Genomic DNA, 26,935 nt, shown 5'->3' with positions numbered 1-26,935 from the left:
TTATGGCGTCTTTTTGCCGCGAAACGAGCGAAAAGTTGCTTTATGGCGGGGCGTTAGCCCCGCCTGTCACCGTTTTTTGGGATGCGGTATCACAACATGTTTAGCCGTCTCGATCACGCGCAGTTTAAGCAGACTATGCGCTTTCCGGCAGACCGCGAACCCGGATGGGTTCCTCGATGGCGTTGGCGGCGAGCAAACGCTGAAGAGCCGAGATCGCGGTATCGGTCAATTCGTGCCCTTTGGTCAGCACCATCAAGCCATTGGTGGTGCGGATATCTTCGTCAACCACCCAACCCGGCATCAGTTCGCGAATACGCGCAGAGCGCACGCCGGTCACATTAGAGCGGAAATCTGACAGGGATTTAATGATGTATTCGGGTAACGGTGGGTGCGCCGCCCGCAGAATTTCCCATGGTCGCTCCAGGCTCCATCCCCGCGCCGCATGCCGCTCCAGCTCAAGGGCTGCGCGCAGCAGATGGGCACCACGTAAAACCTCTAGAGGCACGTTGGGTGAGGGCTCTTTTGCCTGGTGGCGAATGATGCCAGCGACCAGTTCAAGACGGGGAATATTTTCCACCAGTTTTCCCGCGACGTCGGGATGCCCCAGCAACAGCTTTTTCTCCTCCTCCGAGAGCTTGCGCTGAGCAGCATCGGCCTGAACGATATCGGCGGGAATGCCAACACAACCAATTTGGCTTAGTGACGCGGCAATGGTGTAGATCCACTCATCTGGCCACTCCAGCTTCGGCAGTGCGTGGCGGACGCAAGATTGTGCGAATGCCGCCCGCTGAAATGCCCATGGGGCGACCATGGCAAGCACTTCCGTTAACGTTTTGACTGAGGCGGTAAGGGTAGTTGCCAGCAACTCTTTTTCCGCGCAGACGAGACGATACTGGCGCACGGCGTCGTTAAGCGCCGCGACCAGTTCGTCTTTCGGACACGGTTTGCAGAGATAGCGGAAAATGGCACCTTTATTGATGGCGGCAATAGAGGACTCCACATCGGCCTGGCCGGTAAGCAGGAGCCGCACGCTATCAGGCGAGAGCTCGCGTGCTTTCGCCAGAAACGTGGCGCCATCCATGCCGGGCATGCGCATATCGGACATGATCACCGCAAAGCGTTCTCCCCAGCGAATAGCGTCCAGACCGGCTTCCCCGCTCGGCGCTACCACCACATCAAATTCGCCAAACAGGTTTCGTTCCATCGCGGCGAGTACGTTAGGTTCATCATCTACGCACAGCACCCTGGGCAAGGTGGTATCAGTCATGAAGAGTGTCCTGTAAGTTAGCGAGCATCTGTTGCCATAGAGGGAGCTGGTTAAGCACGCCTGCTTTTTCAAGGTAATCGCGGTCGGGGGCGCTGTTGTTGGCCAGCGCCACAGCGACATGCACCACACCAAGCGCACCGAACGTATCATGTGCGAAATGTGAGGGATGAGCGTGCCCGGCCACTATTTCGACGATATCCAGGGGTAATCCCCATACCGCCAGCAGGTAAGCGCCCACCGCAGCATGCATGGGAATATCATTACATGTGGTTACTTCGCTACCGATCTCGCTCATTTCGGGGATCAGCTTCGCAATATTTGCGAGCAGCGCGGCGGTAGGTTCCAGCCCCTGATGGCCTGCAATCCGGGCGGCAAGTGAGGAAGCAAGAAGAGAAACTCGCCGTAACTCGCTGACAAAAGGATCCCTTTTCGCGTCGGTAAAACAGTGTGACGTCAGCACCAGCAATTTCACCTGATCCATGCCGAGAAGTGTAATAGCGCTACCGATATCGTGGATTTGCGAACCTCTGTTGAACCAGGCTGAGTTCGCAAGCTGCATGATTTTGACGCTCAGCGCCGGGTCGCTGCCCAGCAATTCGGCAATCTGCCGGGTATCGCTATCGGGGTTATTGAGAAGATGTTGAACTTCGGTGAACACTTTCGGTGCGGCAGGTAATTGATTGATCCGACCGACCACGTCGAGCACCGCCGGATCGTTGAACATTGTACGCAGAGAAAGCGCGCTTTCGATCATCTCTACTAATTTCGCGCTGTCGCAGGGTTTTGAGACAAATCGATGCGCGACTTCCAGCATACGCTGGGTTGCACCAGGTTCTGAGTAGCCGGATAAAATGATACGTATTGTGCCTGGCCAACGGTTGCGCACCTGCGCCAGTAACTCTGCGCCATCCATAAAAGGCATTCGCATATCGGAGACCACGACATCCGCCGGGATCTCTTCCAGCATGGTCAGCGCTTCAGGTCCACTGTTGGCGAAGCGGCATTCCCATTCGGTATCTTGCATCATGATGGCGCGCTCAATGCCGGAAAGCACACGGCTTTCGTCATCAACGAACATCACTTGCATGCAGGTTCATCCTCGGTGCGGCAATTGAGCGGAAATTGCAGGATAAACGTGGAACCCACGCCTTCTTCTGACTCGCAGCGAATTTTTCCATTATGTTTGTCCACCACGGTTGAATAGACAATCGCCAGCCCTTGTCCTGTCCCTTTCCCCACCGCTTTCGTGGTGAAGAAAGGATCGAAAATGCGGTCACGGATGGCGGCCGGTATGCCGCTGCCATCATCCTGGATGCGGATTTCTACATATTCGCCGTTCTGTAATGCTGAGATAACGATGCGGCCTTTCTCTTTCACCCCTTCCTGCAGGGTATCCGCAATGGCGTGGGCGGCATTGACCACCAGGTTGAGAATGGCTTGTCCGACCATGTCACGCAGGCAAGGGAGTTGCGGTAAGTTGTCAGCGATGTGCGTTTCGAGCTCCGCCACATATTTCCATTCGTTGCGGGCCACCGTGACCGTGGTGTTAATCACATCGCGAACATCTAGCATCTCCTTCACATTCTTCGAAGGGTGGGAAAATTCCTTCATCGCGGCGACAATGCGGGCAATGTGCTCAAGGCCTTCAAGAGATTCGTCCAGTGCGCCGGGAATTTGCCGACGCAGAAAATCAATTTTTGTGCGTTTGAGCATCGTATCGAACTCTGCCATTGCAGGATCATCGGCCATTTGATCTCGTGCAACGTCAGCGAGCGCGAGGGCGGCATTCAGCAGTTTTAGCAGCGAGTCCGTGGCACCCTTTATGAAGCCAACATTATCGGAAACATACTGCGTCGGGGTGTTGATTTCGTGGGCGATGCCAGCGGCGAGCTGACCGATAGATTCCATTTTTTGCGCCTGAAGTAGCTGTATCTGCGCAAGACGCAGCTCGGCCAGCGCTTTTTCCAGCTCGTGCCGTTCGTTTTCTAATTCCATTGTCTTACGTGCGACCACTTTCTCCAGCCCGACATTTTGTTCGAGAATGGCAAATGGTGTGGCGTGACTGTGCCTGGCTTCCTGGGCGATGCGGCGTTTCAGCACATCAATGGTTTTATCCCGGGCAGCAAGTTTGCGCTCGTAGTCGACAGGGGACAGACCCGGGGTAGAGGCTTCGGAAAAGAGCGACATGATATTTACCCTCCAATGGCGACGCCGGTAAATGTCTGGTTGACATGCAACCCGTTGTACTGCTCACCGTAGGTTGAAAAACCTACCACCCGGTTCTGCACCATGATTTCGCCGATCTGCTGTTCCAGCCCCTCTTTTTCGAACTGGAGACGGCGCAGGATACAATCGCAGCCGATGATGACCGCAGGGTTTGGGATCGTCTCATGTACTTTTTCAAAAGCCTGGCTAAACGTCTGGATCGGATCTTCCGCTTTGCCGATCGAAACGATCAACCCCTCTTCGATAGCGCAATAACAGGTAAGTGAGAGATCATCGTTCATTTTCTGTATGGAACGGACGTAGGGCTCATCTCCGAAGGAGAGCACCAGTGGATTGCGGGAAAAGACGGTCGGTGTCAATTCGTCGATGGTAAGACCCAGGGATTCGGCATAGACCTGAGCGGCAGGTTCACCGTTGATCTCCATAATGAGCCGTTTTTCCGCGTCTGCCTCGGTAATAACCAACTCGACATCGCTGGGTACGAAATGTTGGATCTTAAACGTGGCGACCGGTGAACTGGTTTCGATAACCGCGAAAACGGCAGCGTCAGAAATAAAATGTCCATCACCATCATAAATAAAGCTTTTTTCGAAACGCAGGTCGTCACCGGCAGAGCCGCCAATGAGGGGCACATTACCAATCTGTTGATAAAGATTGGCCACCAACCGCTCTTCGGCCATCGAAAGACCATCCACCAGTAACAGACCAAAACGATACAGGTTTGGTCTCTCTTCGCTGTCGCGGCGAATGGTTTCCGCAATATCCGCAATCACCGAGGTGTATTCAAGCAGAGGATGAATGATAAACGCGCGGGCGTGAAAACCACTGCTCAGCCCAAGACCCAGCAGCCCCGAATGCTGAAAACCTTCAGTGCCAATATGGCCGGAGGAGGTACAACCGATGCAGGGGCAGGGGAAGGTGTTTTTTAATTCTCGGCCTAACACCTCCAGATCGTAATCCGGAGAGCAAAAGAAAAGGATGGTTTCAACATCTTCATGACCAATTTGGGCGGCAAACTGGGCAACAGCTTCGACCGGATCAGGTGATTCACTGCTGGCATATCTGGGCTGGAAACTCACGGCAAACACTCCCCACTTTGTGCAGCGGTTTTCGCCTCTGCGGTAGCATGGCCCAATGCATTGCTCATTGGTCTGATGAAGGAAGATTAGGAGTTGGATGAGTAAATATCAAATCGGCAGGTTGATAATTTGACAGGCTTTTTACTTCTCTTTTCTTTTTGCATCGGCACGGTTAATTCTGCTCATCTCCGTCGGTACAGAAGCGGCTGAAAGATTAACTTTCCTGAAGCTCAGAAGTTGCACGCCGAAGAGATAAGGAACTTCTTGAGTAGGTTATTGGGGGCAAAGAGCCACGTCGATATGTTGCTGTGTAAGCATGTCAAAGACATAATCATTCTGGATCATCCCGTGACAGTCGCCGGGTTTCTGCAATCTCGCGGATGTGCAGGATAAACATCTGGTCATTACGCGGGCACTGTATTCTGTCTGCCTGCGCAATTCTGGCGAACGGCAACACTGCGAAAGTGAAAAGAGTACCTTTACTCCACAACATCATCATTATCCCCGTTGTTTTCCGCGCGTGGTGTTTTATGAAAACGAATAATGCGTTTGCTGACAGGATGAGGAGCGGCCACCTTTTCACCAGAGGGTAAAGTTCGGCGAGAAACTCCTCTGTAATCTCCTTCCCCTGGATAAATAGCCGCATGAGAACTCCTATTGGCATGATTACCCTATGCTTCTTTTGCAGAAGTCCTCGGTATTTATTTAAAACCTACCGCCATTTTTGTGGCTCACCAGAATCCAGAAACAAAAAAGCCACTTCAATGGAAGTGGCTTAGGCATATGATTTTAAAGCTAAAATTTGGTGGCCCCTGTTGGGTTTGAACCAACGACCAAGCGATTATGAGTCGCCTGCTCTAACCACTGAGCTAAGGGGCCGTGGCGGGGAATTATAAAGTAACTTACCCCTGCAATCCAGCAGGAATCGCCTGGCTGATGTTTTTATAAACAACGCATTTTCAATCTCTTATACTGGAGTTTATCGCTTTTGTTCGGGAGTTAAGCATGATCCACGATATTCTGGCACCGGGGCTGCGTGTGGTGTTTTGTGGCATAAATCCGGGTAAATCATCCGCCCATACCGGTTTCCACTTTGCCCATCCGGGGAATCGTTTCTGGAAAGTTATCCATCAGGCCGGTTTTACTGACCAGCAACTGCGCCCGGAAGATGAGCGGCATCTGCTGGATACCCGCTGTGGCATCACCATGCTGGTTGAGCGGCCAACGGTGCAAGCCACGGAAGTCGGGTTGCATGAGCTGCGTAGCGGGGGCAGAGAACTGGTCAAGAAAATTGAGGATTATCAGCCTGCTGCACTGGCGGTGTTAGGAAAGCAAGCCTTTGAGCAGGCGTTTAGCGTGCGCGGTGCAAACTGGGGCAAGCAAAATATGACTATCGGCGTGACGCAGGTCTGGGTGCTGCCAAACCCCAGCGGGCTTAACCGCGCAACGCTGGATAAGCTGGTGGAAGCGTATCGTGAACTGGACGAGGCACTGGTGACTCGCGGCTTGTAACGGCAAATCGCGGGCAAAAAAAAGCTCCCATATGGGAGCTTTTTTATCGCCTGACGAATTAATCGTCGAGGAAGCTACGCAGCACTTCAGAACGGCTCGGATGGCGCAGTTTCCGCAGCGCTTTCGCTTCGATCTGACGGATACGTTCGCGGGTTACGTCAAACTGTTTACCCACTTCTTCCAGCGTGTGGTCGGTGTTCATATCGATACCGAAACGCATACGCAGGACTTTTGCTTCACGGGCGGTCAGACCAGCCAGAACGTCGTGCGTTGCAGCACGCAGACTTTCAGTGGTTGCAGAGTCCAGCGGCAGTTCGAGGGTGGTATCCTCGATGAAATCACCCAGATGCGAATCTTCATCATCACCGATCGGTGTTTCCATGGAGATAGGCTCTTTCGCGATTTTCAGCACTTTACGAATCTTATCTTCCGGCATCAGCATACGCTCAGCCAGCTCTTCCGGCGTGGGCTCACGGCCCATTTCCTGCAGCATCTGGCGGGAGATACGGTTGAGCTTGTTGATAGTCTCAATCATATGCACCGGAATACGGATGGTGCGCGCCTGATCCGCGATGGAACGGGTGATCGCCTGACGGATCCACCAGGTTGCGTAGGTGGAGAACTTGTAACCACGGCGGTATTCGAACTTATCAACCGCTTTCATCAGACCGATGTTGCCTTCTTGAATCAGATCGAGGAACTGCAGACCGCGGTTGGTGTATTTCTTGGCGATAGAAATAACCAGACGTAAGTTCGCTTCCACCATCTCTTTCTTCGCACGACGCGCTTTCGCTTCGCCGATAGACATACGACGGTTGATGTCTTTCACCTGCTCAATGGTCAGGCCGGTTTCTTCTTCAATTTGCTGCAGCTTCATCAGGCCGCGTTGAACTTCTTCTGCAACTTCATGCAGTTTTTCCGACCACGGTTTGTTCATGGCCAGCGCAGCGTTGAACCAGGTTTCATTGGTTTCGTTGCCGGTGAAGAGCGTAATGAAGTTTTTCTTCGGCATTTTGCACTGTTCAACGCACAGTTTCATGATGATGCGTTCCTGGGTACGCACGCGATCCATCATGACTCGCATGCTGTTAACCAGGTAATCGAACTGTTTTGGCACCAGTCGGAACTGTTTGAACACTTCAGACAGCTTCAGGATCTCTTCCTGCGCGGCAACGTGGCTGCGTCCTTTGGCTTTGATGGTGTCGCGAGTCAGTTCGTACTGGGTACGTAGCTCAGCGAATTTTGCACGCGCCAGTTCAGGATCGATGCTGTTGTCATCATCGCTGTCGTCGTCTTCTTCATCTTCTTCGTCTTCATCATCATCCATCTCTTCGCTGGAGAGTTCAGAACCGACATGGGTCGCGGTTGGCGCCATGTCTTCTTCAGCATTTGGATCGACAAAGCCAGTGATCAAATCAGAGAGGCGAGCCTGCTCAGCTTCAACGCGATCATACTGCTCCAGCAGATAGGTGATCGCTTCCGGGTACTCGGCAACGGAGCACTGAACCTGGTTTATGCCGTCTTCGATGCGTTTAGCGATGTCGATTTCGCCTTCGCGGGTCAGCAGTTCAACGGTGCCCATTTCGCGCATGTACATGCGCACCGGGTCAGTGGTTCGCCCGATTTCAGATTCAACGCTGGAAAGCACTTGTGCGGCGGCTTCTTCCGCATCTTCGTCAGTGTTGTTGGAGTTTTCGGCCAGCAACAGATCATCGGCGTCCGGTGCTTCTTCCATCACCTGGATGCCCATGTCGTTGATCATTTGGATGATGTCTTCGATCTGATCGGAGTCGACGATATCTTCCGGCAGATGGTCATTGACCTCGGCATAGGTCAGATAGCCTTGCTCCTTACCACGGGTGACAAGAAGCTTCAGCTGTGACTGCGGGTTTTGCTCCATAAGACGGTATCCACACTTAATTCATGAGGGTTGGTGTCGGTCGGCGAAATAAACCGCCAACATTTAACTCGAGGGTGTATTTATATTTTTGCCGCTGGCCCTCATCGCGGCTGTCGGGATCTTCCCGATCGGTTATCGGCACTTAAGCCGTTGAATTCACTTTTTTGCCAGTTCCTGGTTCAATTGCCAGAGTTCCCGGCGTTCTTCACTGCTTAAACCATGTGTGCGGTCACGAGCGATTAACTCTTCCTGCCGCCGTTCAAGCATCGAATCAAACATATGATTGAGCGCGTCGGTGAACGTTTTTTCAGCGATGTCTTTATCTGCTATATCGTCCCACATCGACAGTTTTTCAAGGGTTGCGGCCTCTTTTGTGCCGCGATAGTGCTCCAGCAACTGGCCGGTAGTCAGACCTGGCTGTGACAAACAAGTGTTGACCAGTTCTGTAAATAAGCCAAGCCCGGCAAGCCTTGATTGATCCAAACCCTCTAACGGCGGAACCTTCGGAGCCAGTTCCGGGTTCTGGATCAATAACCCTATCAGTATACGCATGGTTGTGCGTTTTAGCTGCGGAGCGGGGCGAGTCGTTGCGCTTTCCACCTGTTTTGGCATTAATCGATCAAGCTGAGCATCGTCGAATATGCCAATTTTATTCCCCAACAACTGCCGCAACTGGATGCGTAGCGTTTCGCCCGGCACCTGGTTGATTAACGGCAGCGCTAATGCGGCAAGCTGCGTTGTACCGTCCGGCGTGGTTAAATCCGCCTGCGGCAACAGGCTGTTAAACAGAAACGTGGAGAGCGGCAATGCCTGCTCCATGCGCGCTTCGAACGCCTCTTTGCCTTCTTTTCGCACCAGCGTGTCCGGATCTTCACCGTCCGGTAAAAACATAAAACGCAGCTGACGACCATCGTTCATATAAGGCAGCGCGGTTTCCAGCGCTCGCCATGCGGCATCACGGCCAGCACGGTCGCCGTCGTAACAACAGATAACATTTTTCGTCACGCGAAAAAGTAACTGAATATGATCCGCCGTTGTTGATGTTCCGAGCGACGCCACCGCGTAGTTGATGCCGTATTGCGCCAGCGCCACCACGTCCATATAACCTTCGACGACCAACAGCCGTTGAGGTTCGTCATTGTCCTGTTGCGCTTCATAAAGGCCATACAATTGGCGGCCCTTATGGAAAATATCCGTTTCCGGGGAGTTCAGGTACTTAGGCGTATCGTTACCCAGAACGCGCCCACCAAAACCAATCACCCGGCCACGTTTGTCGCGAATGGGAAACATGACCCGTTCGCGGAAACGATCGTAACTGCGTCCCTGATCGTTTGTGACCAGCATACCCGCATCAATCAGTGATTTACGGTTTTCGCTGTTGCCGCCAAAACGCTTTAATACATTGTCCCAGCCGGGAGGCGCGTAACCAATGGCGAACCGCTCAATGATTTCGCTGCTCAAACCGCGTCTGGACAGATACTGGCGTGCAGGCTCTGCAGCAGGTGGTGTCAACGATTGCTGATAAAACGCGTTTAGCCCATCCATTAATTGATAGAGCGTTTGCCGTTGATGGCGCTCTATCAGGCTGGGCCCACTGCCTGCTTCAAACGGCACTTCAAGATTGTGCATCGCCGCCAGTTCTTCAACGCTTTCCACGAACTCGAGCTTGTCGTAGTTCATCAGGAAGTCGAGGGCGTTGCCATGCGCGCCACAGCCAAAGCAGTGGTAAAACTGTTTTTCACCGTTCACGGTGAAAGAGGGCGTTTTTTCATTATGGAATGGACAGCACGCGTGATAATTCTTGCCCTGCTTCTTCAGCTTTACACGCGCGTCGATGAGATCGACGATGTCGGTGCGCGCCAGCAGGTCACTAATAAAGACTCGTGGGATTCGTCCAGCCATAGGCCCCGTTTTGATCTTTTATAGCCGTCGTTTTCCGGGCCAACATAATGCGACCGAAATCCGCAGGTTATATCAGGTTATAAACGAAAATAAGCCGCGCATTCCTTTCGGAAGCACGGCCTTACAACTACAACTCGGTCTAAACGAAAGGGCGTTTGCCCTGACGGATTAGTACAGACGAGTACGGCGTGCGTTTTCGCGAGCCAGTTTCTTCGCGTGACGTTTCACTGCGGATGCTTTAGCGCGTTTACGTTCGGTAGTCGGTTTTTCATAGAACTCACGACGACGAACTTCCGCCAGAACACCTGCTTTCTCGCAGGAACGTTTGAAGCGACGCAGAGCTACGTCGAACGGCTCGTTTTCACGTACTTTAATTACCGGCATGTGCCTCTCACCTTTGATTAATTCGGTTTGCCGCTGGCGTTCACGCCAGCTTATTTCAAAATGGTGCGGAATTTTACTGCAAGTGCTGCTGCTTTGTAAAGCACCGCCGCCCTTTTTGAAAGGGGACTTTTGTAAGGGTGAGGAGTATACACGAACTCCGCTGCATGAGTGAGCAAAGTTTTACTTCGACCCGCATTCGCCCTACACTGCGCGCTATTGCAAAGAGGTAAACAGAGTCATGCGCATACTGGGCATTGAAACATCCTGCGATGAAACCGGCATCGCTATTTATGACGATCAACAAGGGCTGTTAGCCAACCAACTGTATAGTCAGGTAAAACTCCACGCCGATTACGGCGGCGTCGTGCCAGAACTGGCTTCGCGCGATCACGTGCGTAAAACCGTGCCGCTGATTCAGGCCGCGCTGAAAGAGTCCGGATTAACGGCGAAAGATATCGATGCGGTGGCCTATACCGCAGGGCCTGGTCTCATCGGCGCGCTGCTGGTTGGCGCGACGGTTGGCCGCTCGCTCGCTTTTGCCTGGGACGTTCCCGCTATCCCGGTTCATCATATGGAAGGGCATTTGCTGGCGCCAATGTTGGAAGAAAACCCACCAGCGTTTCCATTCGTTGCGCTGCTGGTTTCCGGTGGGCATACGCAGCTCATCAGCGTAACCGGTATCGGACATTACGAGCTGCTCGGTGAGTCGATTGACGATGCCGCCGGGGAAGCCTTTGATAAAACGGCCAAACTGCTGGGGCTTGATTACCCAGGCGGGCCGATGCTGTCAAAACTGGCGGCTCAGGGCACCGAAGGCCGTTTTGTCTTCCCGCGCCCAATGACCGATCGTCCGGGGCTGGATTTTAGCTTCTCAGGTCTGAAAACTTTCGCGGCGAACACCATTCGTAACAACGGCTCTGACGAGCAAACCCGCGCTGATATCGCGCGTGCGTTTGAAGACGCAGTGGTTGATACGCTGATGATCAAATGCAAGCGTGCGCTGGATCAAACCGGTTTTACGCGTCTGGTGATGGCGGGCGGCGTTAGCGCCAACCGTACGCTGCGCGCGAAACTGGCGGAAATGATGCACAAGCGTCGCGGCGAAGTGTTCTATGCGCGCCCGGAGTTTTGCACCGATAACGGCGCGATGATCGCTTATGCGGGAATGGTGCGTCTGAAAGCGGGTAATGATGCAGGACTGAGTGTGACGGTGCGTCCGCGCTGGCCGCTATCAGAGTTGCCTGCGGCGTAAACCGTAATGGCCCGGTAGCACACTGTGCGCCGGGCACTATTATGACGCTTTTTCTTTCTCTTCTTTTTTCTTCTTCAGTTTCGACCAGATTTTGCCTTCCTGGTGTCGCCATAGGCGCTGAATATTGTCGTGATGGCGTAGCAGGATCAGGCAGGACAGCATCGCGACCGGGAAAGTGAACTGCGGTTTGAACCACCAGACATAAAAGGGTGCGATCAACGCGCTGACAATCGCCCCCAGCGATGAATAGCCGCTCAGCAGTACCGTTAACAGCCAGGTTCCCGCCATCACGCCTGTTAAATCCCAGCCGATAGGTGCAATAGCGCCAAATGCCGTTGCCACCCCTTTACCACCTTGAAACTTAAAGAAAACCGGCCAGATATGGCCAAGACAGGCGGCAATCGCAATAAGGCCGAGCCAGAACGGCGTTATGCCAAGCGCGTACGCGCCCCACACCGGCAGCATGCCTTTTAAGACGTCAAAAATCAGGACCGTTAGCGCTGCACCTTTGCCGCCAATGCGTAATACGTTGGTCGCTCCGGGGTTGCCGGAGCCACTCTCGCGCGGATCGGGCAGACCGGCGATGCGGCAGACCAGAATGGCGCTGGAAATAGAGCCACAAAGGTATGCAAGGAGAATCATCCCAGGCGCGATTGCACTCATAACGCTGTTCCGTTGTGAAAATGTCGTTTTATTCTCTGCATCCATGGATAATACGCATAAATGAGGGAAAGTGGTATCCAGGTTTTGCGCAAAATCTGACAGGTAGCCAAGAAAGATGCGGCCTGGCAGCGGCAATGGCGGGGCAAATAGCAGGCGAGGTGAAATGGACATTGTATTTATAGAGCAGCTTTCGGTTATTACCACTATTGGTGTTTACGACTGGGAACAGACCATTGAGCAGAAGCTGGTGTTCGATATCGAAATGGCCTGGGATAACCGCGTTGCGGCGAAAAGCGACAATGTGAACGATTGTCTGAGCTATGCGGATATCGCAGATGTGATTATCGGCCATGTCGAAGGCGGGCGTTTTGCGCTGGTTGAACGCGTTGCGGAGGAGGTGGCTGAGCTGTTGCTGGCGCGCTTTAACTCGCCCTGGGTGCGTATCAAATTGAGCAAACCAGGTGCGGTTGCGCGGGCGTTGAATGTGGGCGTAATCATTGAGCGTGGCTTAAATCCGAAAGAAAGTATTTAAATTCATAATAGTTAAACCAAGCGCTAGTATTCAGGTCATAGATCTCGGTCTTTCACGGCTTCTCCGCGGGATAAGCCGTTTTTTATATCTTTTTAGGGGTTTATTTGATGGGCGATATGCATTCATTGCTGGTAGCAGCCATTCTGGGTGTCGTTGAAGGTCTCACAGAATTTCTGCCCGTATCCAGTACCGGTCACATGATCATCGTGGGGCATTTATTAGGCTTTGAAGGTGATACGGCAAAAACGTTCGAGGTGGTGATCCAGTTAGGTTCGATCCTCGCGGTAGTGGTGATGTTCTGGCGGCGTTTGTTTGGCCTGATCGGCATTCATTTCGGCAAGCAGCCGCATGAAGGCACTGGCACCGGCCGCCTGACGCTGATTCATATCCTGCTAGGCATGATCCCGGCGGTGGTGCTGGGGCTGGTATTCCACGATACCATCAAGTTGCTGTTTAACCCGCTAAACGTGACCTATGCGCTGGTGGTCGGTGGTGTCTTGCTGATTGCCGCTGAAGTGCTGAAGCCGAAAGTCCCGCGCGCGCAGGGCGTTGATGACATGACTTATCGCCAGGCGTTTATGATTGGTTGCTTCCAGTGTCTGGCGCTGTGGCCGGGTTTTTCCCGTTCCGGGGCGACGATCTCCGGCGGTATGCTGATGGGCGTTAGCCGCTATGCGGCGTCCGAGTTCTCTTTCCTGCTGGCGGTGCCGATGATGATGGGCGCGACGGTACTGGATCTCTACAAGAGCATGGGCTTTCTCACCGTGGGGGATATCCCGATGTTCGCCGTCGGTTTTATCACCGCGTTTATCGTTGCGCTGATCGCCATTAAAACCTTCCTGGAGCTGATTAAACACATCTCCTTTATTCCATTCGCGATTTACCGTTTTGTGGTCGCGGCAGCGGTTTATCTGGTTTTCTTCTAAGACTTGCGCCCTCAGTCTTTCGGCTGAGGGCAACGATGTGCCTTCCAGGCCGCCAGCGCCGCAATCCGCCGACGCGTCAGTTCTTCACGCACTTCCGCTCCCTTAAAACCTGCCTCTATGACTGGTTTAGTCGGCACGGCGCGCGCCACTTCCCAGGCTTCACGCAGTAAACGCCCCTGCGAATAGTCGCAGGCTTCAAAACCGGTGCGCCCACGCACGTCCGCTTCGCTGGTTAGTGCGATTTGCTCAACACGCTGCGGTTTACGCCACGCGTCGATAGAATCGAACAGTTTGACGATGGTTTTCGGCTGCAAAATGGGGAAGGTATGAATCAGGTCGTGAAACTCCGCCACCAGTTTGGCTAAATCGCGGATCTCGTTTGGGACGCGTAGCCGCTGGCACAACCCATCGACCAGTTTTACGCCCGCCGGGCCGTGCCCATGATGGCGCGGCCAGAGCGCTTTTGGCGTCAAGCCCTTGCCTAAATCGTGGCACAAGGTAGCGAAGCGCACGTCCACCTGCGGGCTGAGCATTGCCGCCATTGAGAGCGTCATCAGCGTATGTACGCCCGTGTCGATTTCTGGGTGCCATTTCGCCGGTGCCGGTACGCCAAACAGGGCGTCAATTTCCGGGAACAGCACTTTCAGCGCGCCGCAATCGCGTAACACCTGAAAATAAACCTGCGGATTGCGGGTTTGCAGCGCATTTTCGGTCTCTTTCCACACCCGTTCGGCTGTCAGGTGTTCAAGTTCGCCCGCTTCGGTCATCGAGTGCATTAAGGCCAGCGTTTCATCGGCGATACGGAAGCTGAGGTGTGCGTAACGGGCGGCAAAGCGCGCGACGCGTAACACGCGCAGCGGATCTTCACCAAAAGCCGGGGAAACGTGGCGCAGAATGCGGTTACGCAGATCCTGCTGGCCGCCATAGGGATCGATAATCTCGCCCTGGCTATCTTGCGCCAGCGCATTCACGGTTAAATCGCGGCGTAGCAGATCCTGCTCCAGCGTAACGTCTGGTGCTGCATAACAGGTGAAACCGGTATAGCCGGAGCCAGACTTACGCTCGGTACGCGCCAGCGCATACTCTTCGTGGCTTTGTGGATGGAGGAACACAGGAAAATCGCGGCCTACCTGCTGGTAACCCGCGTCAAGCATCTCTTGCGGCGTCGCGCCGACAACAACCCAATCTTTGTCTTTGACCGGCAGGCCCAACAACGTATCGCGTACTGCACCACCGACCAGATAACTCTTCACGCCGCCACTCTCCTCTACACATTTGCCGACAGATAATACGTAAGTGTAGAGAAGATGGCGAATCTGCTTAGTTCATCCAGCGATCTTTGCGTTTACGGGTGGGGATCATATGCGGTAACAACAGACCGAGGATCAGGCCCGCGCCCAGCACACCGCCGCCATACATAAACCACTGCATAATGATGGTGCGCTGTTTGTCATCCAGTTGCAGGTTCGCGGCGCTCACCTTCTTCTGCGCCACGATTAACTCATTTTTGAGCTTTTGATTTTCATCTTTCAGCCCGCTAATCACGCCATCGCTCTGGGCGACTTTCTGCTGCATCTCGGCGGTTTTCTGGTTCCAGGTATTGTCGATATTGTTCAGTTTATCGGTCAGTGTTTTCACCTGGTTTTCCAGTTCCGGCACACGGGTGCGCAGGCTTGGCTGGCTGTTCAGCTCTTTCAAGGGGATCCACGCGGTACGCCCAGTGCTATCGCGCACCTGGCCGTAATCACTGTTTTCCTGCAACAGCGTGACTTCCTCGCCGGCATTCACCGTGCCGACAAGGCGATAGTTATCGCCCGGGCCGCTACGTATCCAGGTATTCAGTTCGTCGGAAACATAACGTTTTTCTTCGGCGTGGGTACCAACAGACACGCTAAGTGCAAAAAGGGTCAATCCAATCAGGCGTAATTTTGGCATCAGGCAGTCATTATTTTCATTAAACGTGAGTGATAAACAGTGGCAACAGTCTGACGACACCCGGCTGCTGGCATCAATCGGAATCTTCCAGGTCAAACTGCGCACTTACGCGAACTTTTGCACCCGTCAGATTGCGCATTGCATGGCAATTTGACACAAAATACTATCTACTGACAAACATCGGGCGCGTTAGTTCGCCGAAATTTTCACTGATGTGACATAACCATAAGTGCAAGGCCATGGCTCAGGAAATCGAATTAAAGTTTATCGTGAAGAGCGACAGCGTGGAAACGCTTCGTCAACATCTGCATACGCTGACCGAAGAACATATCGCGTCCAGCCAGTTACTCAACATTTATTACGAGACGCCGGATAACTGGCTGCGCAGTCACGATATGGGGCTGCGCATCCGCGGTTTTGACGGCCAGTACGAGATGACGATGAAAATCGCCGGGCGGGTGATTGGCGGTTTGCATCAGCGGCCTGAATACAATATTCCGCTTACCCAGCCCGAGCTTGATCTTGCGCGCTTCCCGGCGGAAGTGTGGCCTGATGGCGTGCTACCTGCAGATTTACAAGCGCGAGTGCAGCCGCTGTTTAGCACGGATTTCTACCGTGAAAAATGGCTGGTTAACGTTGGCGAGAGCCGCATTGAAATTGGCCTTGATTTAGGCGAAGTCAAAGCGGGTGAATTTGCCGAGCCGATTTGTGAACTGGAGCTGGAACTGCTGAGCGGTTCTCCGGCGGATATCCTCAAGCTGGCGCGCCAACTGGTAAATGTTTCCGGGTTACGTCAGGGCAGCCTGAGCAAAGCGGCGCGCGGTTATCACCTGGCGCAGGGCAATGCCGTGCGCGAACGCCGCCCAACGGCGATTCTGCAAACCCCCGCCAAGGCTAGCATCGAGCAGGCTTTTGCCGCCGCGCTGGAACTGGCGTTGTCACAATGGCAATACCATGAAGAGCTGTGGGTGCGTGGAAATGAGAAAGCGAAAGCCGACGTTCTGAGCGCCATTGCGTTGCTACGCCACACGCTGGCGCTGTTTGGCGGTATTGTTCCGCGAAAAGCGAGCGCTCACTTACGTGATCTGTTGACACAGTCCGAAGCGACCATTACTTCTGCCGTTTCAGCAAATACGGCGGTGTGGAGCGCACAATCTGCCCTGGCGAAACTGGTGCTGACCGAGTGGTTAGTGACGCAGGGCTGGCGAACCTTCCTTGATGCAAAAGCGCAGGCCAAATTCGCCGACTCTTTTAAACGCTTTGCTGATGTTCATCTGTCACGCAGCGCCGCTGAGCTGAAAAAAGCCTTTGCCCAGCCGCTGGGCGACAGCTATCGCGACCAGTTGCCACGCCTGGCGCGAGATATCGACAGCGCATTCCTGCTCGCCGGACATTATGACCGGGCGCGGGCCGTGGAATGGCTGGAAAACTGGCAGGGTCTTCAGTACGCCATTGAAACGCGCCAGAGAGTCGAAATCGAACATTTCCGTAATACCGCGATTACCCAGGAGCCGTTCTGGTTGCACAGCGGAAAACGTTAACGAAAGGATATTTCGCATGCCGCACCACGCAGGATTGTCGCAGCACTGGCAAACGGTTTTTTCTCGTCTGCCGGAATCGCTTACCTCGCAGCCATTGAGCGCGCAGGCGCAGTCAGTGCTCACTTTTAGTGATTTTGTTCAGGACAGCATCATCGCGCATCCTGAGTGGCTGGCGGAGCTTGAAAGCACGCCGCCGCCTGCGAACGAGTGGCAAAACTATGCGCCATGGCTGCAAGCGGCACTGGATGGCGTCACTGATGAAGCCTCGCTGATGCGTGCGCTGCGGCTGTTTCGCCGCCGGATCATGGTGCGTATCGCCTGGAGCCAGGCGCTACGGTTAGTGGCGGAAGAGGCTATCCTGCAACAGCTCAGCGTGCTGGCGGAAACCCTGATCGTCGCCGCGCGCGACTGGCTTTATGACGCATGCTGTCGTGAGTGGGGTACGCCGTGCAATCCGCAAGGCGTGGCGCAGCCGATGCTAGTGCTTGGCATGGGAAAACTGGGCGGCGGCGAACTCAATTTTTCATCCGATATCGATTTGATTTTTGCCTGGCCGGAAAATGGCGCAACGCGCGGCGGGCGTCGTGAACTGGATAATGCCCAATTTTTCACCCGCCTTGGCCAACGGCTGATTAAAGTCCTCGACCAGCCAACGCAAGATGGCTTTGTCTACCGCGTCGATATGCGCTTGCGTCCGTTTGGCGACAGTGGGCCGCTGGTGCTGAGCTTCGCCGCGCTGGAAGATTATTACCAGGAGCAGGGGCGCGACTGGGAACGCTACGCGATGGTGAAAGCGCGCATTATGGGCGACAACGACGGCGATCATGCGCGAGAGTTACGCGCGATGCTGCGCCCGTTTGTCTTCCGCCGCTATATCGACTTCAGCGTGATCCAGTCCCTGCGTAACATGAAAGGGATGATTGCCCGCGAAGTGCGTCGCCGTGGCCTGAAAGACAACATTAAACTCGGTGCGGGCGGGATCCGCGAAATTGAATTTATCGTCCAGGTTTTCCAGTTGATTCGCGGCGGTCGCGAGCCTGCGCTGCAATCCCGCTCGCTGTTGCCGACGCTTGCTGCCATAGATCAACTGCATCTGCTGCCGGATGGCGATGCAGCCCGGCTGCGCGAAGCGTATTTGTGGCTACGACGGCTGGAAAATCTGCTGCAAAGCATCAATGACGAACAGACACAGACGCTGCCGGGCGATGAGTTGAATCGCGTGCGCCTCGCCTGGGGAATGGGCAAAGAGAGCTGGGAAGCGCTCAGCGAAACGCTGGATGCGCACATGTCTGCGGTGCGTCAGATTTTCAACGATTTGATTGGCGATGATGAAACGGATTCGTCAGAAGATGCCCTTTCTGAGAGCTGGCGCGAGCTGTGGCAGGACGCCTTGCAGGAGGAGGACTCCACGCCTGTATTGGCGCACCTCTCAGAGGATGATCGCCGTCGCGTGGTGGCGCTGATTGCTGATTTTCGCAACGAGATGGATAAACGCACCATTGGCCCGCGCGGGCGGCAGGTGCTTGATCACTTAATGCCGCATCTGCTCAGTGATGTTTGTTCGCGCGACGATGCGCCAGTGCCGCTGTCGCGCCTGACACCACTGCTCACCGGGATTATTACCCGCACGACCTACCTTGAGCTGCTGAGTGAATTCCCCGGCGCACTGAAACACCTGATTTCCTTGTGCGCTGCTTCGCCTATGGTTGCCAGCCAACTGGCGCGCTACCCGATCCTGCTCGATGAACTGCTCGACCCGAACACGCTCTATCAACCGACGGCAATGAATGCCTATCGCGATGAGCTGCGACAATATCTGCTGCGCGTGCCGGAAGATGATGAAGAGCAACAACTGGAGGCGCTGCGGCAGTTTAAGCAGGCGCAGTTGCTGCGTGTGGCGGCGGCAGATATCGCCGGTACGCTACCAGTGATGAAAGTGAGTGATCACTTAACCTGGCTGGCGGAAGCGATTATAGATGCGGTGGTGCAGCAAGCCTGGGGGCAGATGGTGGCGCGTTATGGCCAGCCGACGCATTTGCACGATCGCGAAGGGCGAGGTTTCGCGGTGGTTGGTTATGGAAAACTAGGTGGCTGGGAGCTGGGTTACAGTTCCGATCTGGATCTGGTGTTCCTGCACGACTGCCCGATGGATGTGATGACCGATGGCGAGCGTGAAATCGATGGCCGCCAGTTCTATCTGCGCCTCGCCCAGCGGGTGATGCACCTGTTCAGTACGCGCACGTCGTCCGGCATTCTTTATGAAGTCGACGCACGTCTGCGCCCATCTGGCGCTGCGGGGATGCTGGTCACCACTACGGAATCGTTCGCTGATTATCAGCAACACGAAGCCTGGACGTGGGAACATCAGGCACTGGCGCGCGCGCGCGTGGTGTACGGCGATCCGCAATTGACCGCCGAATTTGATGCCATTCGCCGCGATATCTTGATGACGCCTCGCGATGGCGCAACGCTGCAAACCGAAGTGCGCGAAATGCGCGAGAAAATGCGCGCCCATCTCGGCAACAAGCACAAAGACCGCTTCGATCTGAAAGCTAATGAGGGCGGTATCACAGACATCGAGTTTATCGCCCAATATCTGGTGCTGCGCTTTGCCCATGACAAGCCTAAACTGACGCGCTGGTCGGATAACGTGCGTATTCTCGAAGGGCTGGCGCAAAACGGCATCATGGATGAGCAGGAAGCGCAGGCATTGACGCTGGCGTACACCACGCTGCGTGATGAGCTGCACCACCTGGCGCTGCAAGAGCTGCCAGGGCATGTGGCGCTCTCCTGTTTTGTCGCCGAGCGGGCGCTTATCAAAACCAGCTGGGACAAGTGGCTGGTGGAACCGTGCGCCCCGGCCTAAGTGTGATATTATCGCGCGCAAATTTTGCATCTCTCAGGAGACAGGAATGAAAGTGACGCTGCCAGAGTTTAAGCAAGCCGGTGTAATGGTGGTAGGTGATGTGATGCTGGATCGTTACTGGTACGGCCCAACCAGCCGCATCTCTCCGGAAGCGCCAGTCCCGGTTGTTAAAGTCGATACCATTGAAGAGCGTCCGGGCGGCGCGGCAAACGTGGCGATGAACATCGCCTCACTGGGCGCCACGGCGCGTCTGGTTGGTCTGACTGGCATTGACGATGCGGCGCGCGCGCTGAGTAAGGCACTGGCGGATGTTAACGTTAAATGTGACTTTGTTTCTGTTCCGACGCATCCAACGATCACCAAATTACGTGTGCTGTCGCGCAACCAGCAACTGATTCGCCTGGACTTTGAAGAGGGCTTTGAAGGGGTTGATCCACAACCGCTGCATGAACGCATCAGCCAGGCGCTGAGCGGCATTGGCGCGCTGGTGCTATCGGATTACGCCAAAGGTGCGCTGGCAAGCGTTCAACAGATGATCGCGCTGGCGCGTAAAGCCGGTGTACCGGTGCTTATCGATCCGAAAGGCACGGATTTTGAACGCTATCGCGGCGCGACATTGCTGACCCCGAATCTGTCGGAATTTGAAGCAGTAGCCGGGAAATGCAAAAGCGAAGACGAGATCGTTGAACGCGGCATGAAAGTGATTGCCGATTACGAACTCTCTGCGCTGCTGGTTACCCGTTCCGAACAAGGGATGACGCTGTTGCAGCCGGGTAAAGCACCGCTGCATATGCCGACCCAGGCGCAGGAAGTGTATGACGTCACCGGCGCAGGCGATACGGTGATTGGTGTGCTGGCGGCGACGCTGGCGGCCGGGAATTCGCTGGAAGAGGCGTGCTATTTCGCCAACGCAGCCGCAGGCGTGGTGGTCGGTAAACTTGGCACCTCTACCGTGTCGCCAATCGAGCTTGAAAACGCGGTGCGTGGCCGCGCGGAAACTGGCTTCGGTGTGATGACGGAAGATGAACTGAAAGTCGCTGTCGCAGCGGCGCGTAAGCGCGGCGAGAAAGTGGTGATGACCAACGGGGTGTTCGACATTCTGCATGCCGGACACGTCTCTTATCTGGCGAATGCGCGCAAACTGGGCGATCGCCTGATTGTTGCGGTTAACAGTGACGCGTCCACCAAACGCCTGAAAGGGGAAACCCGCCCGGTGAACCCGCTGGAGCAGCGCATGATTGTGCTGAGCGCGCTGGAAGCGGTGGATTGGGTAGTATCGTTTGAAGAGGATACACCGCAGCGCCTGATTGCCGGGATCCTGCCGGATCTGCTGGTAAAAGGGGGTGATTACAAACCCGAACAGATCGCTGGCAGCGAAGAAGTGTGGGCGAACGGCGGCGAAGTGCTGGTGCTCAACTTTGAAGATGGTTGCTCAACCACCAACATCATCAAAAAGATCCAGAAAGATAGCCAATAACGGCGCTGTTGGTTAATGGTGAAAAAGAAAAAGCCCTCTTTATGAGGGCTTTTTACTATTGTTCATCAACCGGTGGAATGGCGGGTGCCGGTTTTACTTCGGCGACGTTGCCACTGTTGCGAGCTTCCAGCTCGCTGAGGCGCTGTTCCAGTAATGCCAGTTTCTCGCGGGTGCGCAACAGAACTTGTGTCTGCACGTCAAACTCTTCGCGGCTGACCAGATCGAGGCGGGTTAACTGCGATTGCAGCGTCTGGCGGATTTTCTTCTCAACGTCTTCCCCAAACTCACGGATCCCTTTCGGCATGGATTCGTGAACCTGTCGCGCAATCTGTTCAATTTTCTTCGGATCAATCATTTTGGGGTCCCTGTTCGGATAGGTTCATTGGGTTATTGTAGTGTGATAACCCAAGGTGATAAACCAGAATTGTTTGAAGCTTATGCATTGCCGAAGATTATCAATGGCGTTATAGTTATCCCGCTTATTCTCAGGGCGGGGCGAAATTCCCCACCGGCGGTAAATCAGCGAATGCTGAAAGCCCGCGAGCGCTTCAGGTTAACGCCTGAAGGTCAGCAGATCCGGTGTAATTCCGGGGCCGACGGTTAAAGTCCGGATGGGAGAGAGTAACGAATCTGTCGGGCAATGACGCCCGCTCGCGTTATTTTTTTGCCGCATTGCGACACTCCTAAGACTGCCCTGATTCTGGTAACCATAACTTTATTGAGGTCTTTTACCATGAATCAGACGCTGCTTTCTTCTTTTGGCACGCCTTTCCAACGTATTGAACACGCTCTTGCCGCGCTGCGCGAAGGCCGTGGCGTGATGGTGCTCGATGACGAGAACCGGGAAAACGAAGGCGACATGATTTTCGCTGCTGAAACCATGACCGTTGAGCAGATGGCGCTGACCATTCGCCACGGTAGCGGCATTGTTTGCCTGTGCCTGACCGACGAACGCCGTAAACAACTCGATCTGCCAATGATGGTGGAGAACAATACCAGCGCATTTGGTACCGGTTTTACTGTCACCATTGAAGCGGCGCACGGCGTAACTACCGGCGTTTCGGCAGCCGACCGTCTTACTACCGTGCGTGCGGCGATTGCTGATGGCGCTAAACCATCCGATCTGAACCGTCCTGGCCACGTGTTCCCGCTGCGCGCACAGCCGGGTGGCGTGCTGACTCGCGGTGGTCACACCGAAGCGACTATCGATTTAGTGACCCTGGCGGGCTTCAAACCGGCGGGCGTACTGTGTGAATTAACCAATGACGATGGCTCGATGGCGCGTGCACCGGAGTGCATCGCATTTGCGAAACAGCACAATATGGCAGTAGTGACCATTGAAGACCTGGTGGCCTATCGCCAGGAACATGAGCGCAAAGCCAGCTAATCTTTAGCCTTATCCATAAAAATCCGCAGCTATCGCCTGCGGATTTTTTTTGCCTGTTCTGCATCAAAGTTTGGCGCGCTTCTCATCGTCACGCATTGAAAATCTATTGTTCTACTTATAAAGTGGTAAGCGGTGTGGCGAGTATTAAAAGGGATTTGAGATTTCTCTAACTCGTTCAATTTAAGTGGTTTTGTAATTAATTTGTGAAGCAACTTTTGCCGAATATATGACGGAGGCAATGTGTTCATTTCCTGGTATTGGATTGTGGCTGTTGTTTTGATTGTCCTTGGCTATATCCACGTGCTTAAACGTAATTGCAAAGCCTGCCGCCATGATCGGGAAGCAATATATAAAGGCTATTTACGCGTGGTTGATGAGTTGAAAAAACGTCGGCGCGTTGGGCAGGGTGATTGATACGCCGCTGCCCGCGATTACCCTAACTTAACCGCCAAACCCCATCGCCTGTAACGCCACCAGGCTTAATCCCATCACCGACATGCCGCACAGCACGCCGTAGCTGGGGTTGTTATTGGGATCAATCTCTTTTGCCAGCGGCATCAGCTCATCGACCGACAGCGCCACCATAATCCCCGCGACCGCAGCCATTATCGCCGCCATAACGACTGGCGAGACCAGGCTTCCCAGAATCAGCCACGCCAGCACGCCGCCAAGGATTTCCGCCATTCCGGATATGCCCGCCCAGAATACCGCACTGCGTTTTGACCCGGTTGCCGCATACACTGGCCCGGCGACCGCCAGCCCTTCAGGAATATTGTGTAACGCGACCGCAAAGGCGATGCCAAAGCCGAGCTCCAAATCGTTGCTGGCGGTAACGTAAGTGGCGATCCCTTCAGGGAAGTTATGCAGGCTAATACCAAGCGTCAGCAAAATGGCGGTACGGCGAATGCCGCGCGGAAAAGTTTGCTGTGTGCCCTGCATTAAATCTTGCGGATGCGCGTGTGGTAGCATGCGATCCAGCGCGAAATAGCCCAGCAGCCCGACCACAAACATGCCGTAACCCAGCATGGGCGACATATTCTTCGTTGCCAGCGCGGCAGGCAGCATCTCCATCAGAGAGATCAGCAGCATGATCCCGGCGGCAAAACCGAGCGAAAACGCCAGTACGCGGTTTGAGGGCTTCTGGCCGATAACACCAAGAAGCGCGCCAATAAACGTCGCCGCGCCTGCCAGGATGGTCAGAATCAAAGGTACTGACATAAGTTGCTCCTTTATGATAATCATTCTCATTAATCTAAGTTTTTGTAGCAGGAAAAGCGAGACGGCTTAGCTACTTTTACGCATTCCTTACATTCAAAATTACTGATGATCTTCATCATGGTTATCTGAGTTCTTCGCCTACCGAAAAAGCGTAATCTACGTTTATCAAATAGACACACTCAGTAAGGATATCACCATGTCAGCACCTCGCATGCCTGCACTGTTTTTGGGCCACGGTAGCCCAATGAATGTGCTGGAAGATAACGTTTATACCCGCGCCTGGGGCGCTCTGGGCGAGACGCTGCCACGCCCGAAAGCGATTGTGGTGGTATCCGCGCACTGGTTTACCCGCGGAACCGGCGTGACCGCAATGGAAGCGCCGAAAACTATCCATGATTTCGGCGGCTTCCCGCAAGCGTTATACGATACGCATTATCCGGCTCCTGGCTCGCCGGAGCTGGCGCAACGCCTGGTGGAATTGCTCGCGCCTGTGCCGGTAACGCTGGATAAAGAAGCCTGGGGGTTTGACCACGGTTCATGGGGCGTGTTGATCAAAATGTACCCGAACGCGGATATTCCGATGGTGCAGCTCAGTATCGACAGCACCAAACCGGCGGCATGGCACTTTGAAATGGGCCGCAAGCTGGCGGCGCTTCGCGATGAAGGCATCATATTGGTAGCCAGCGGTAACGTGGTACATAACCTGCGTACCGCAAAATGGCATGGCGAGAATACGCCGTATCCGTGGGCAACATCGTTCAATGATTATGTGAAAGAGAACCTGACCTGGCAGGGGCCGACTGAGCAGCATCCATTGGTCAATTATCTTGACCATGAAGGCGGTTCGCTCTCTAACCCAACGCCGGAGCACTTCCTGCCTCTGCTGTACGTGCTTGGCGGATGGGATGGCAAGGAACCGGTGTCGATACCGATTGATGGTATCGAGATGGGATCGCTAAGTATGCTCGCGGTACAGGTTGGCTAAATGAATGGCGCATCAAGCGCCATTTCTTTGCCTGAAAATGGAAAATTTCGAGGAGGATCGCAAAAAATCGTATCTGAAATACGGTTTTTTTGAAAATAAAAAGAGCTCCGCTGCAAAAATGAAACGCTGTGCTGAATTTAGCTTCTTTTTGTGAACATCATCGTCGCAATAACCCACCCGAGTGACTACGCTTCAGAGTGTCTACTTTTTAGACATACCCATAAAAATAATCCGGTGTTATGCCACGAACATTCTGTTCGCGGTCGGTCTTTTGTGCCTAAAAATTAAACCCTCTGGAGACTCGGAAATATGAACTCAGCGAAAACCTTACTGAAAGTCTGTATTAGCTCCGCTCTACTGTTTATCTCCCACGCCTCTGTCGCCCAAACCTTTCGCGCCGCGGATGTTCATCCCGCCGACTACCCGAATGTGGTGGCGGTAAAACATATGGGGGAAAAGCTCAGCAAGGCGACAGACGGTCGGCTGGATATTAAGACCTTTCCAGGCGGCGTATTAGGTGATGAGAAGCAAGTTATTGAGCAGGCGCAAATTGGCGCGATTGATATTATTCGTGTCTCCATGACTCCCGTGGCGGCGATATTACCGGAGATAAACGTCTTTACGTTGCCCTATATTTTCCGCGATGAAGATCATATGCACAAAGTGCTTGATGGCATGATCGGCCAGGAAATTGGCAACCGTTTGTCGGAAAGCAGCAAATCGCGCCTGATCTTCCTGGGCTGGATGGACGCCGGTACACGTAACTTGATCACCAAAGCGCCTGTCACCAAGCCGGAAGATCTTAAGGGTATGAAGATCCGCGTGCAGGGTAGCCCAATTGCGCTCGATACCCTGAAAGCCATGGGGGCAAATTCGGTGGCGATGGGGGTCAGCGAAGTGTTCAGCGGAATGCAAACCGGCGTGATTGATGGCACGGAAAATAACCCGCCAACTTTCGTCGCGCACAACTATTTACCGGTCGTCAAAAATTATACCTGGAGTAAGCATTTTATTATTCCCGAGCTCTTTTTGTTCTCAAAAACCAAATGGGACAAGCTGAAAAAAGAGGACCAGGAATTAATTCTGCAACTGGCGAAAGAGGCACAAGTTGAGCAGCGTGAATTATGGAAAAGCTATAACGAAAAATCGCTTGAAGCGATGAAAACGGGTGGCGTGCAATTCCACGACATCGATACCAAAGCGTTTTATGAAGCGACACAGCCGGTTCGCGATAAATACGGTAAAGAACATCAGGAACTGATTACCCGCATCCAGCAAGTGCAATAACCTCTGCCGGGCAGGCGCGTTTTGCTGCCTGCCTATTTGCAACCTTCACCGGGGAAACTGCTATGGCTGAACGCTATTCGTTGTTGATGGATATTCTGTACCGGATATCGATGTGGATTGCAGGTCTGGCGCTGTTAATTATGGTGGCGATTATTCCGGTGGGCATTTTCGCCCGCTATGTCATGAACAGTGCATTATCGTGGCCGGAGCCGGTCGCCATTATTTGCATGGTGACGTTTACCTTTATTGGTGCCGCCGTGAGCTACCGTGCGGGTTCGCATATCGCGGTCAGCATGGTTACCGATCGTTTAAGCGAACCGCTGCGCAAAATGTGCTTTGTGGTTGCGGAGCTGATGTTGCTGGCGATCAGCCTTTTCATTCTCTGGTACAGCAGCGCGCTGTGCGCGGAGTTATGGGAACAACCGGTTGCCGAATTCCCGCTCTTTACTGCTGGCGAAAGCTATTTGCCGCTGCCGATCGGTTCTGCCATCACCCTATTGTTCATCGTCGAAAAAATGCTTTTTGGCGCGCAACATCACCGCCCGGTGGTGATGCTGGGTTCGTCGAGCTAATCCTCCGATCACATCCCGTAAGGA

The 26,935-nt window shown here is 53.9% G+C and carries 25 protein-coding genes, 1 tRNA gene and 1 riboswitch; of the genes, 12 read left to right on the top strand and 14 right to left on the bottom strand.

From position 1 onward, the window contains the following. Positions 1-133: 133 nt before the first annotated feature. From E0L21_RS05905 to E0L21_RS05880, 6 genes are all read right to left on the bottom strand, one after another. Positions 134-1,267, bottom strand: a complete 1,134-nt coding sequence (locus tag E0L21_RS05905; protein ID WP_131407647.1) for a response regulator — start codon at positions 1,265-1,267, stop codon at positions 134-136. Further along, positions 1,260-2,354 (bottom strand): HDOD domain-containing protein, encoded by a 1,095-nt coding sequence (locus E0L21_RS05900; protein ID WP_131407645.1) that lies wholly within the window; start codon positions 2,352-2,354, stop codon positions 1,260-1,262. The genes E0L21_RS05905 and E0L21_RS05900 overlap by 8 nt, the downstream gene beginning before the upstream one ends. Then, positions 2,345-3,454: a sensor histidine kinase gene (locus tag E0L21_RS05895; RefSeq protein WP_131407643.1), complete on the bottom strand. Its 1,110-nt coding sequence runs from the start codon at positions 3,452-3,454 to the stop codon at positions 2,345-2,347. The genes E0L21_RS05900 and E0L21_RS05895 overlap by 10 nt, the downstream gene beginning before the upstream one ends. Positions 3,455-3,459: 5 nt before the next feature. Further along, on the bottom strand, positions 3,460-4,572 hold the full coding sequence (locus E0L21_RS05890; protein WP_131407641.1) for an FIST N-terminal domain-containing protein: 1,113 nt from the start codon (positions 4,570-4,572) through the stop codon (positions 3,460-3,462). A gap of 331 nt (positions 4,573-4,903) precedes the next feature. Then, the gene (locus E0L21_RS24940) at positions 4,904-5,218 is read right to left on the bottom strand and encodes a hypothetical protein (RefSeq protein WP_165501876.1); all 315 of its coding nucleotides are present in this window, start codon (positions 5,216-5,218) and stop codon (positions 4,904-4,906) included. 157 nt (positions 5,219-5,375) lie between these two features. Further along, a tRNA-Ile gene (locus E0L21_RS05880) sits at positions 5,376-5,451 on the bottom strand. A 126-nt stretch (positions 5,452-5,577) separates the two neighbouring features. On the opposite strand from E0L21_RS05880, the gene mug reads away from it, so the two are divergent. Next, positions 5,578-6,084, top strand: a complete 507-nt coding sequence (mug, locus tag E0L21_RS05875) for a G/U mismatch-specific DNA glycosylase (RefSeq protein ID WP_131407639.1) — start codon at positions 5,578-5,580, stop codon at positions 6,082-6,084. Positions 6,085-6,142: 58 nt separating this feature from the next. Here mug and rpoD read toward each other — a convergent pair whose 3' ends face one another. The 3 genes from rpoD to rpsU all read right to left on the bottom strand — a co-directional run bounded on the left by rpoD (position 6,143) and on the right by rpsU (position 10,270). After that, positions 6,143-7,984 carry an RNA polymerase sigma factor RpoD gene (rpoD, locus tag E0L21_RS05870; RefSeq protein ID WP_131407637.1) on the bottom strand — a complete coding sequence of 614 codons (1,842 nt, stop codon included), beginning with the start codon at positions 7,982-7,984 and terminating at the stop codon, positions 6,143-6,145. 156 nt (positions 7,985-8,140) lie between these two features. Then, positions 8,141-9,886 carry a DNA primase gene (gene dnaG / locus E0L21_RS05865; RefSeq protein ID WP_131407635.1) on the bottom strand — a complete coding sequence of 582 codons (1,746 nt, stop codon included), beginning with the start codon at positions 9,884-9,886 and terminating at the stop codon, positions 8,141-8,143. Positions 9,887-10,054: 168 nt separating this feature from the next. Beyond that, positions 10,055-10,270 (bottom strand): 30S ribosomal protein S21, encoded by a 216-nt coding sequence (rpsU, locus tag E0L21_RS05860; RefSeq protein ID WP_001144069.1) that lies wholly within the window; start codon positions 10,268-10,270, stop codon positions 10,055-10,057. Between the two features lie 238 nt (positions 10,271-10,508). Between rpsU and tsaD the strand changes: the two genes are divergently transcribed. Continuing rightward, positions 10,509-11,522, top strand: coding sequence for a tRNA (adenosine(37)-N6)-threonylcarbamoyltransferase complex transferase subunit TsaD (gene tsaD / locus E0L21_RS05855; RefSeq protein WP_131407633.1), 1,014 nt, complete (start codon positions 10,509-10,511; stop codon positions 11,520-11,522). Between the two features lie 39 nt (positions 11,523-11,561). On the opposite strand, the gene plsY is transcribed toward tsaD, so the two are convergent. Beyond that, positions 11,562-12,185, bottom strand: coding sequence for a glycerol-3-phosphate 1-O-acyltransferase PlsY (plsY, locus tag E0L21_RS05850; RefSeq protein ID WP_131407631.1), 624 nt, complete (start codon positions 12,183-12,185; stop codon positions 11,562-11,564). A 163-nt stretch (positions 12,186-12,348) separates the two neighbouring features. Here plsY and folB point away from each other — a divergent pair, with 163 nt between their 5' ends. Beyond that, the gene (gene folB / locus E0L21_RS05845; protein WP_065370028.1) at positions 12,349-12,717 is read left to right on the top strand and encodes a bifunctional dihydroneopterin aldolase/7,8-dihydroneopterin epimerase; all 369 of its coding nucleotides are present in this window, start codon (positions 12,349-12,351) and stop codon (positions 12,715-12,717) included. A gap of 107 nt (positions 12,718-12,824) precedes the next feature. Next, positions 12,825-13,643: an undecaprenyl-diphosphate phosphatase gene (gene bacA, locus E0L21_RS05840; RefSeq protein ID WP_131407629.1), complete on the top strand. Its 819-nt coding sequence runs from the start codon at positions 12,825-12,827 to the stop codon at positions 13,641-13,643. A gap of 11 nt (positions 13,644-13,654) precedes the next feature. Here bacA and E0L21_RS05835 read toward each other — a convergent pair whose 3' ends face one another. Together E0L21_RS05835 and E0L21_RS05830 are read right to left on the bottom strand one after the other, a co-directional pair. Then, positions 13,655-14,896: a multifunctional CCA addition/repair protein gene (locus E0L21_RS05835; protein WP_131407627.1), complete on the bottom strand. Its 1,242-nt coding sequence runs from the start codon at positions 14,894-14,896 to the stop codon at positions 13,655-13,657. Positions 14,897-14,963: 67 nt separating this feature from the next. Beyond that, complete coding sequence (locus tag E0L21_RS05830) at positions 14,964-15,578, bottom strand: TIGR04211 family SH3 domain-containing protein (protein WP_131407625.1); 615 nt, start codon at positions 15,576-15,578, stop codon at positions 14,964-14,966. 239 nt (positions 15,579-15,817) lie between these two features. On the opposite strand from E0L21_RS05830, the gene E0L21_RS05825 reads away from it, so the two are divergent. Genes E0L21_RS05825 through hldE form a run of 3 tightly spaced genes read left to right on the top strand, consistent with a single transcriptional unit; the run spans position 15,818 to position 21,462 of the window. Continuing rightward, entirely contained in the window at positions 15,818-17,119 is a 1,302-nt protein-coding gene (locus tag E0L21_RS05825; RefSeq protein ID WP_131407623.1) for a CYTH domain-containing protein, read from the top strand. 16 nt (positions 17,120-17,135) lie between these two features. Further along, positions 17,136-19,985: a bifunctional [glutamate--ammonia ligase]-adenylyl-L-tyrosine phosphorylase/[glutamate--ammonia-ligase] adenylyltransferase gene (glnE, locus tag E0L21_RS05820; protein WP_131407621.1), complete on the top strand. Its 2,850-nt coding sequence runs from the start codon at positions 17,136-17,138 to the stop codon at positions 19,983-19,985. 46 nt (positions 19,986-20,031) lie between these two features. Further along, positions 20,032-21,462 carry a bifunctional D-glycero-beta-D-manno-heptose-7-phosphate kinase/D-glycero-beta-D-manno-heptose 1-phosphate adenylyltransferase HldE gene (gene hldE / locus E0L21_RS05815; protein ID WP_131407618.1) on the top strand — a complete coding sequence of 477 codons (1,431 nt, stop codon included), beginning with the start codon at positions 20,032-20,034 and terminating at the stop codon, positions 21,460-21,462. Between the two features lie 55 nt (positions 21,463-21,517). Here hldE and ubiK read toward each other — a convergent pair whose 3' ends face one another. Beyond that, a complete protein-coding gene (gene ubiK, locus E0L21_RS05810; protein WP_131407616.1) occupies positions 21,518-21,817 on the bottom strand; it encodes a ubiquinone biosynthesis accessory factor UbiK in 300 nt (99 codons plus the stop codon). A gap of 122 nt (positions 21,818-21,939) precedes the next feature. Beyond that, positions 21,940-22,089, top strand: a riboswitch (FMN riboswitch). Between the two features lie 106 nt (positions 22,090-22,195). On the opposite strand from ubiK, the gene ribB reads away from it, so the two are divergent. Together ribB and E0L21_RS24935 are read left to right on the top strand one after the other, a co-directional pair. Continuing rightward, entirely contained in the window at positions 22,196-22,849 is a 654-nt protein-coding gene (gene ribB / locus E0L21_RS05805) for a 3,4-dihydroxy-2-butanone-4-phosphate synthase (RefSeq protein WP_017457444.1), read from the top strand. Between the two features lie 264 nt (positions 22,850-23,113). Continuing rightward, the gene (locus E0L21_RS24935; protein WP_165501881.1) at positions 23,114-23,263 is read left to right on the top strand and encodes a hypothetical protein; all 150 of its coding nucleotides are present in this window, start codon (positions 23,114-23,116) and stop codon (positions 23,261-23,263) included. Positions 23,264-23,290: 27 nt separating this feature from the next. Here the strand turns inward: E0L21_RS24935 and zupT are convergent, their stop codons facing one another. Next, a complete protein-coding gene (zupT, locus tag E0L21_RS05800) occupies positions 23,291-24,067 on the bottom strand; it encodes a zinc transporter ZupT (RefSeq protein ID WP_131407614.1) in 777 nt (258 codons plus the stop codon). A 196-nt stretch (positions 24,068-24,263) separates the two neighbouring features. Here zupT and ygiD point away from each other — a divergent pair, with 196 nt between their 5' ends. The 3 genes from ygiD (at position 24,264) to E0L21_RS05785 (ending at position 26,911) form a co-directional block, all read left to right on the top strand. Then, on the top strand, positions 24,264-25,052 hold the full coding sequence (gene ygiD / locus E0L21_RS05795; RefSeq protein WP_170312054.1) for a 4,5-DOPA-extradiol-dioxygenase: 789 nt from the start codon (positions 24,264-24,266) through the stop codon (positions 25,050-25,052). Between the two features lie 309 nt (positions 25,053-25,361). Next, on the top strand, positions 25,362-26,339 hold the full coding sequence (locus E0L21_RS05790) for a TRAP transporter substrate-binding protein (protein WP_131407610.1): 978 nt from the start codon (positions 25,362-25,364) through the stop codon (positions 26,337-26,339). A gap of 62 nt (positions 26,340-26,401) precedes the next feature. Further along, on the top strand, positions 26,402-26,911 hold the full coding sequence (locus E0L21_RS05785) for a TRAP transporter small permease (RefSeq protein WP_131407608.1): 510 nt from the start codon (positions 26,402-26,404) through the stop codon (positions 26,909-26,911). Positions 26,912-26,935 lie beyond the last annotated feature (24 nt).

Source organism: Kosakonia quasisacchari (assembly GCF_004331415.1).
In the GTDB taxonomy this organism is placed as follows: domain Bacteria; phylum Pseudomonadota; class Gammaproteobacteria; order Enterobacterales; family Enterobacteriaceae; genus Kosakonia; species Kosakonia quasisacchari.
This window is presented reverse-complemented; position numbering and strand designations above follow the sequence as displayed.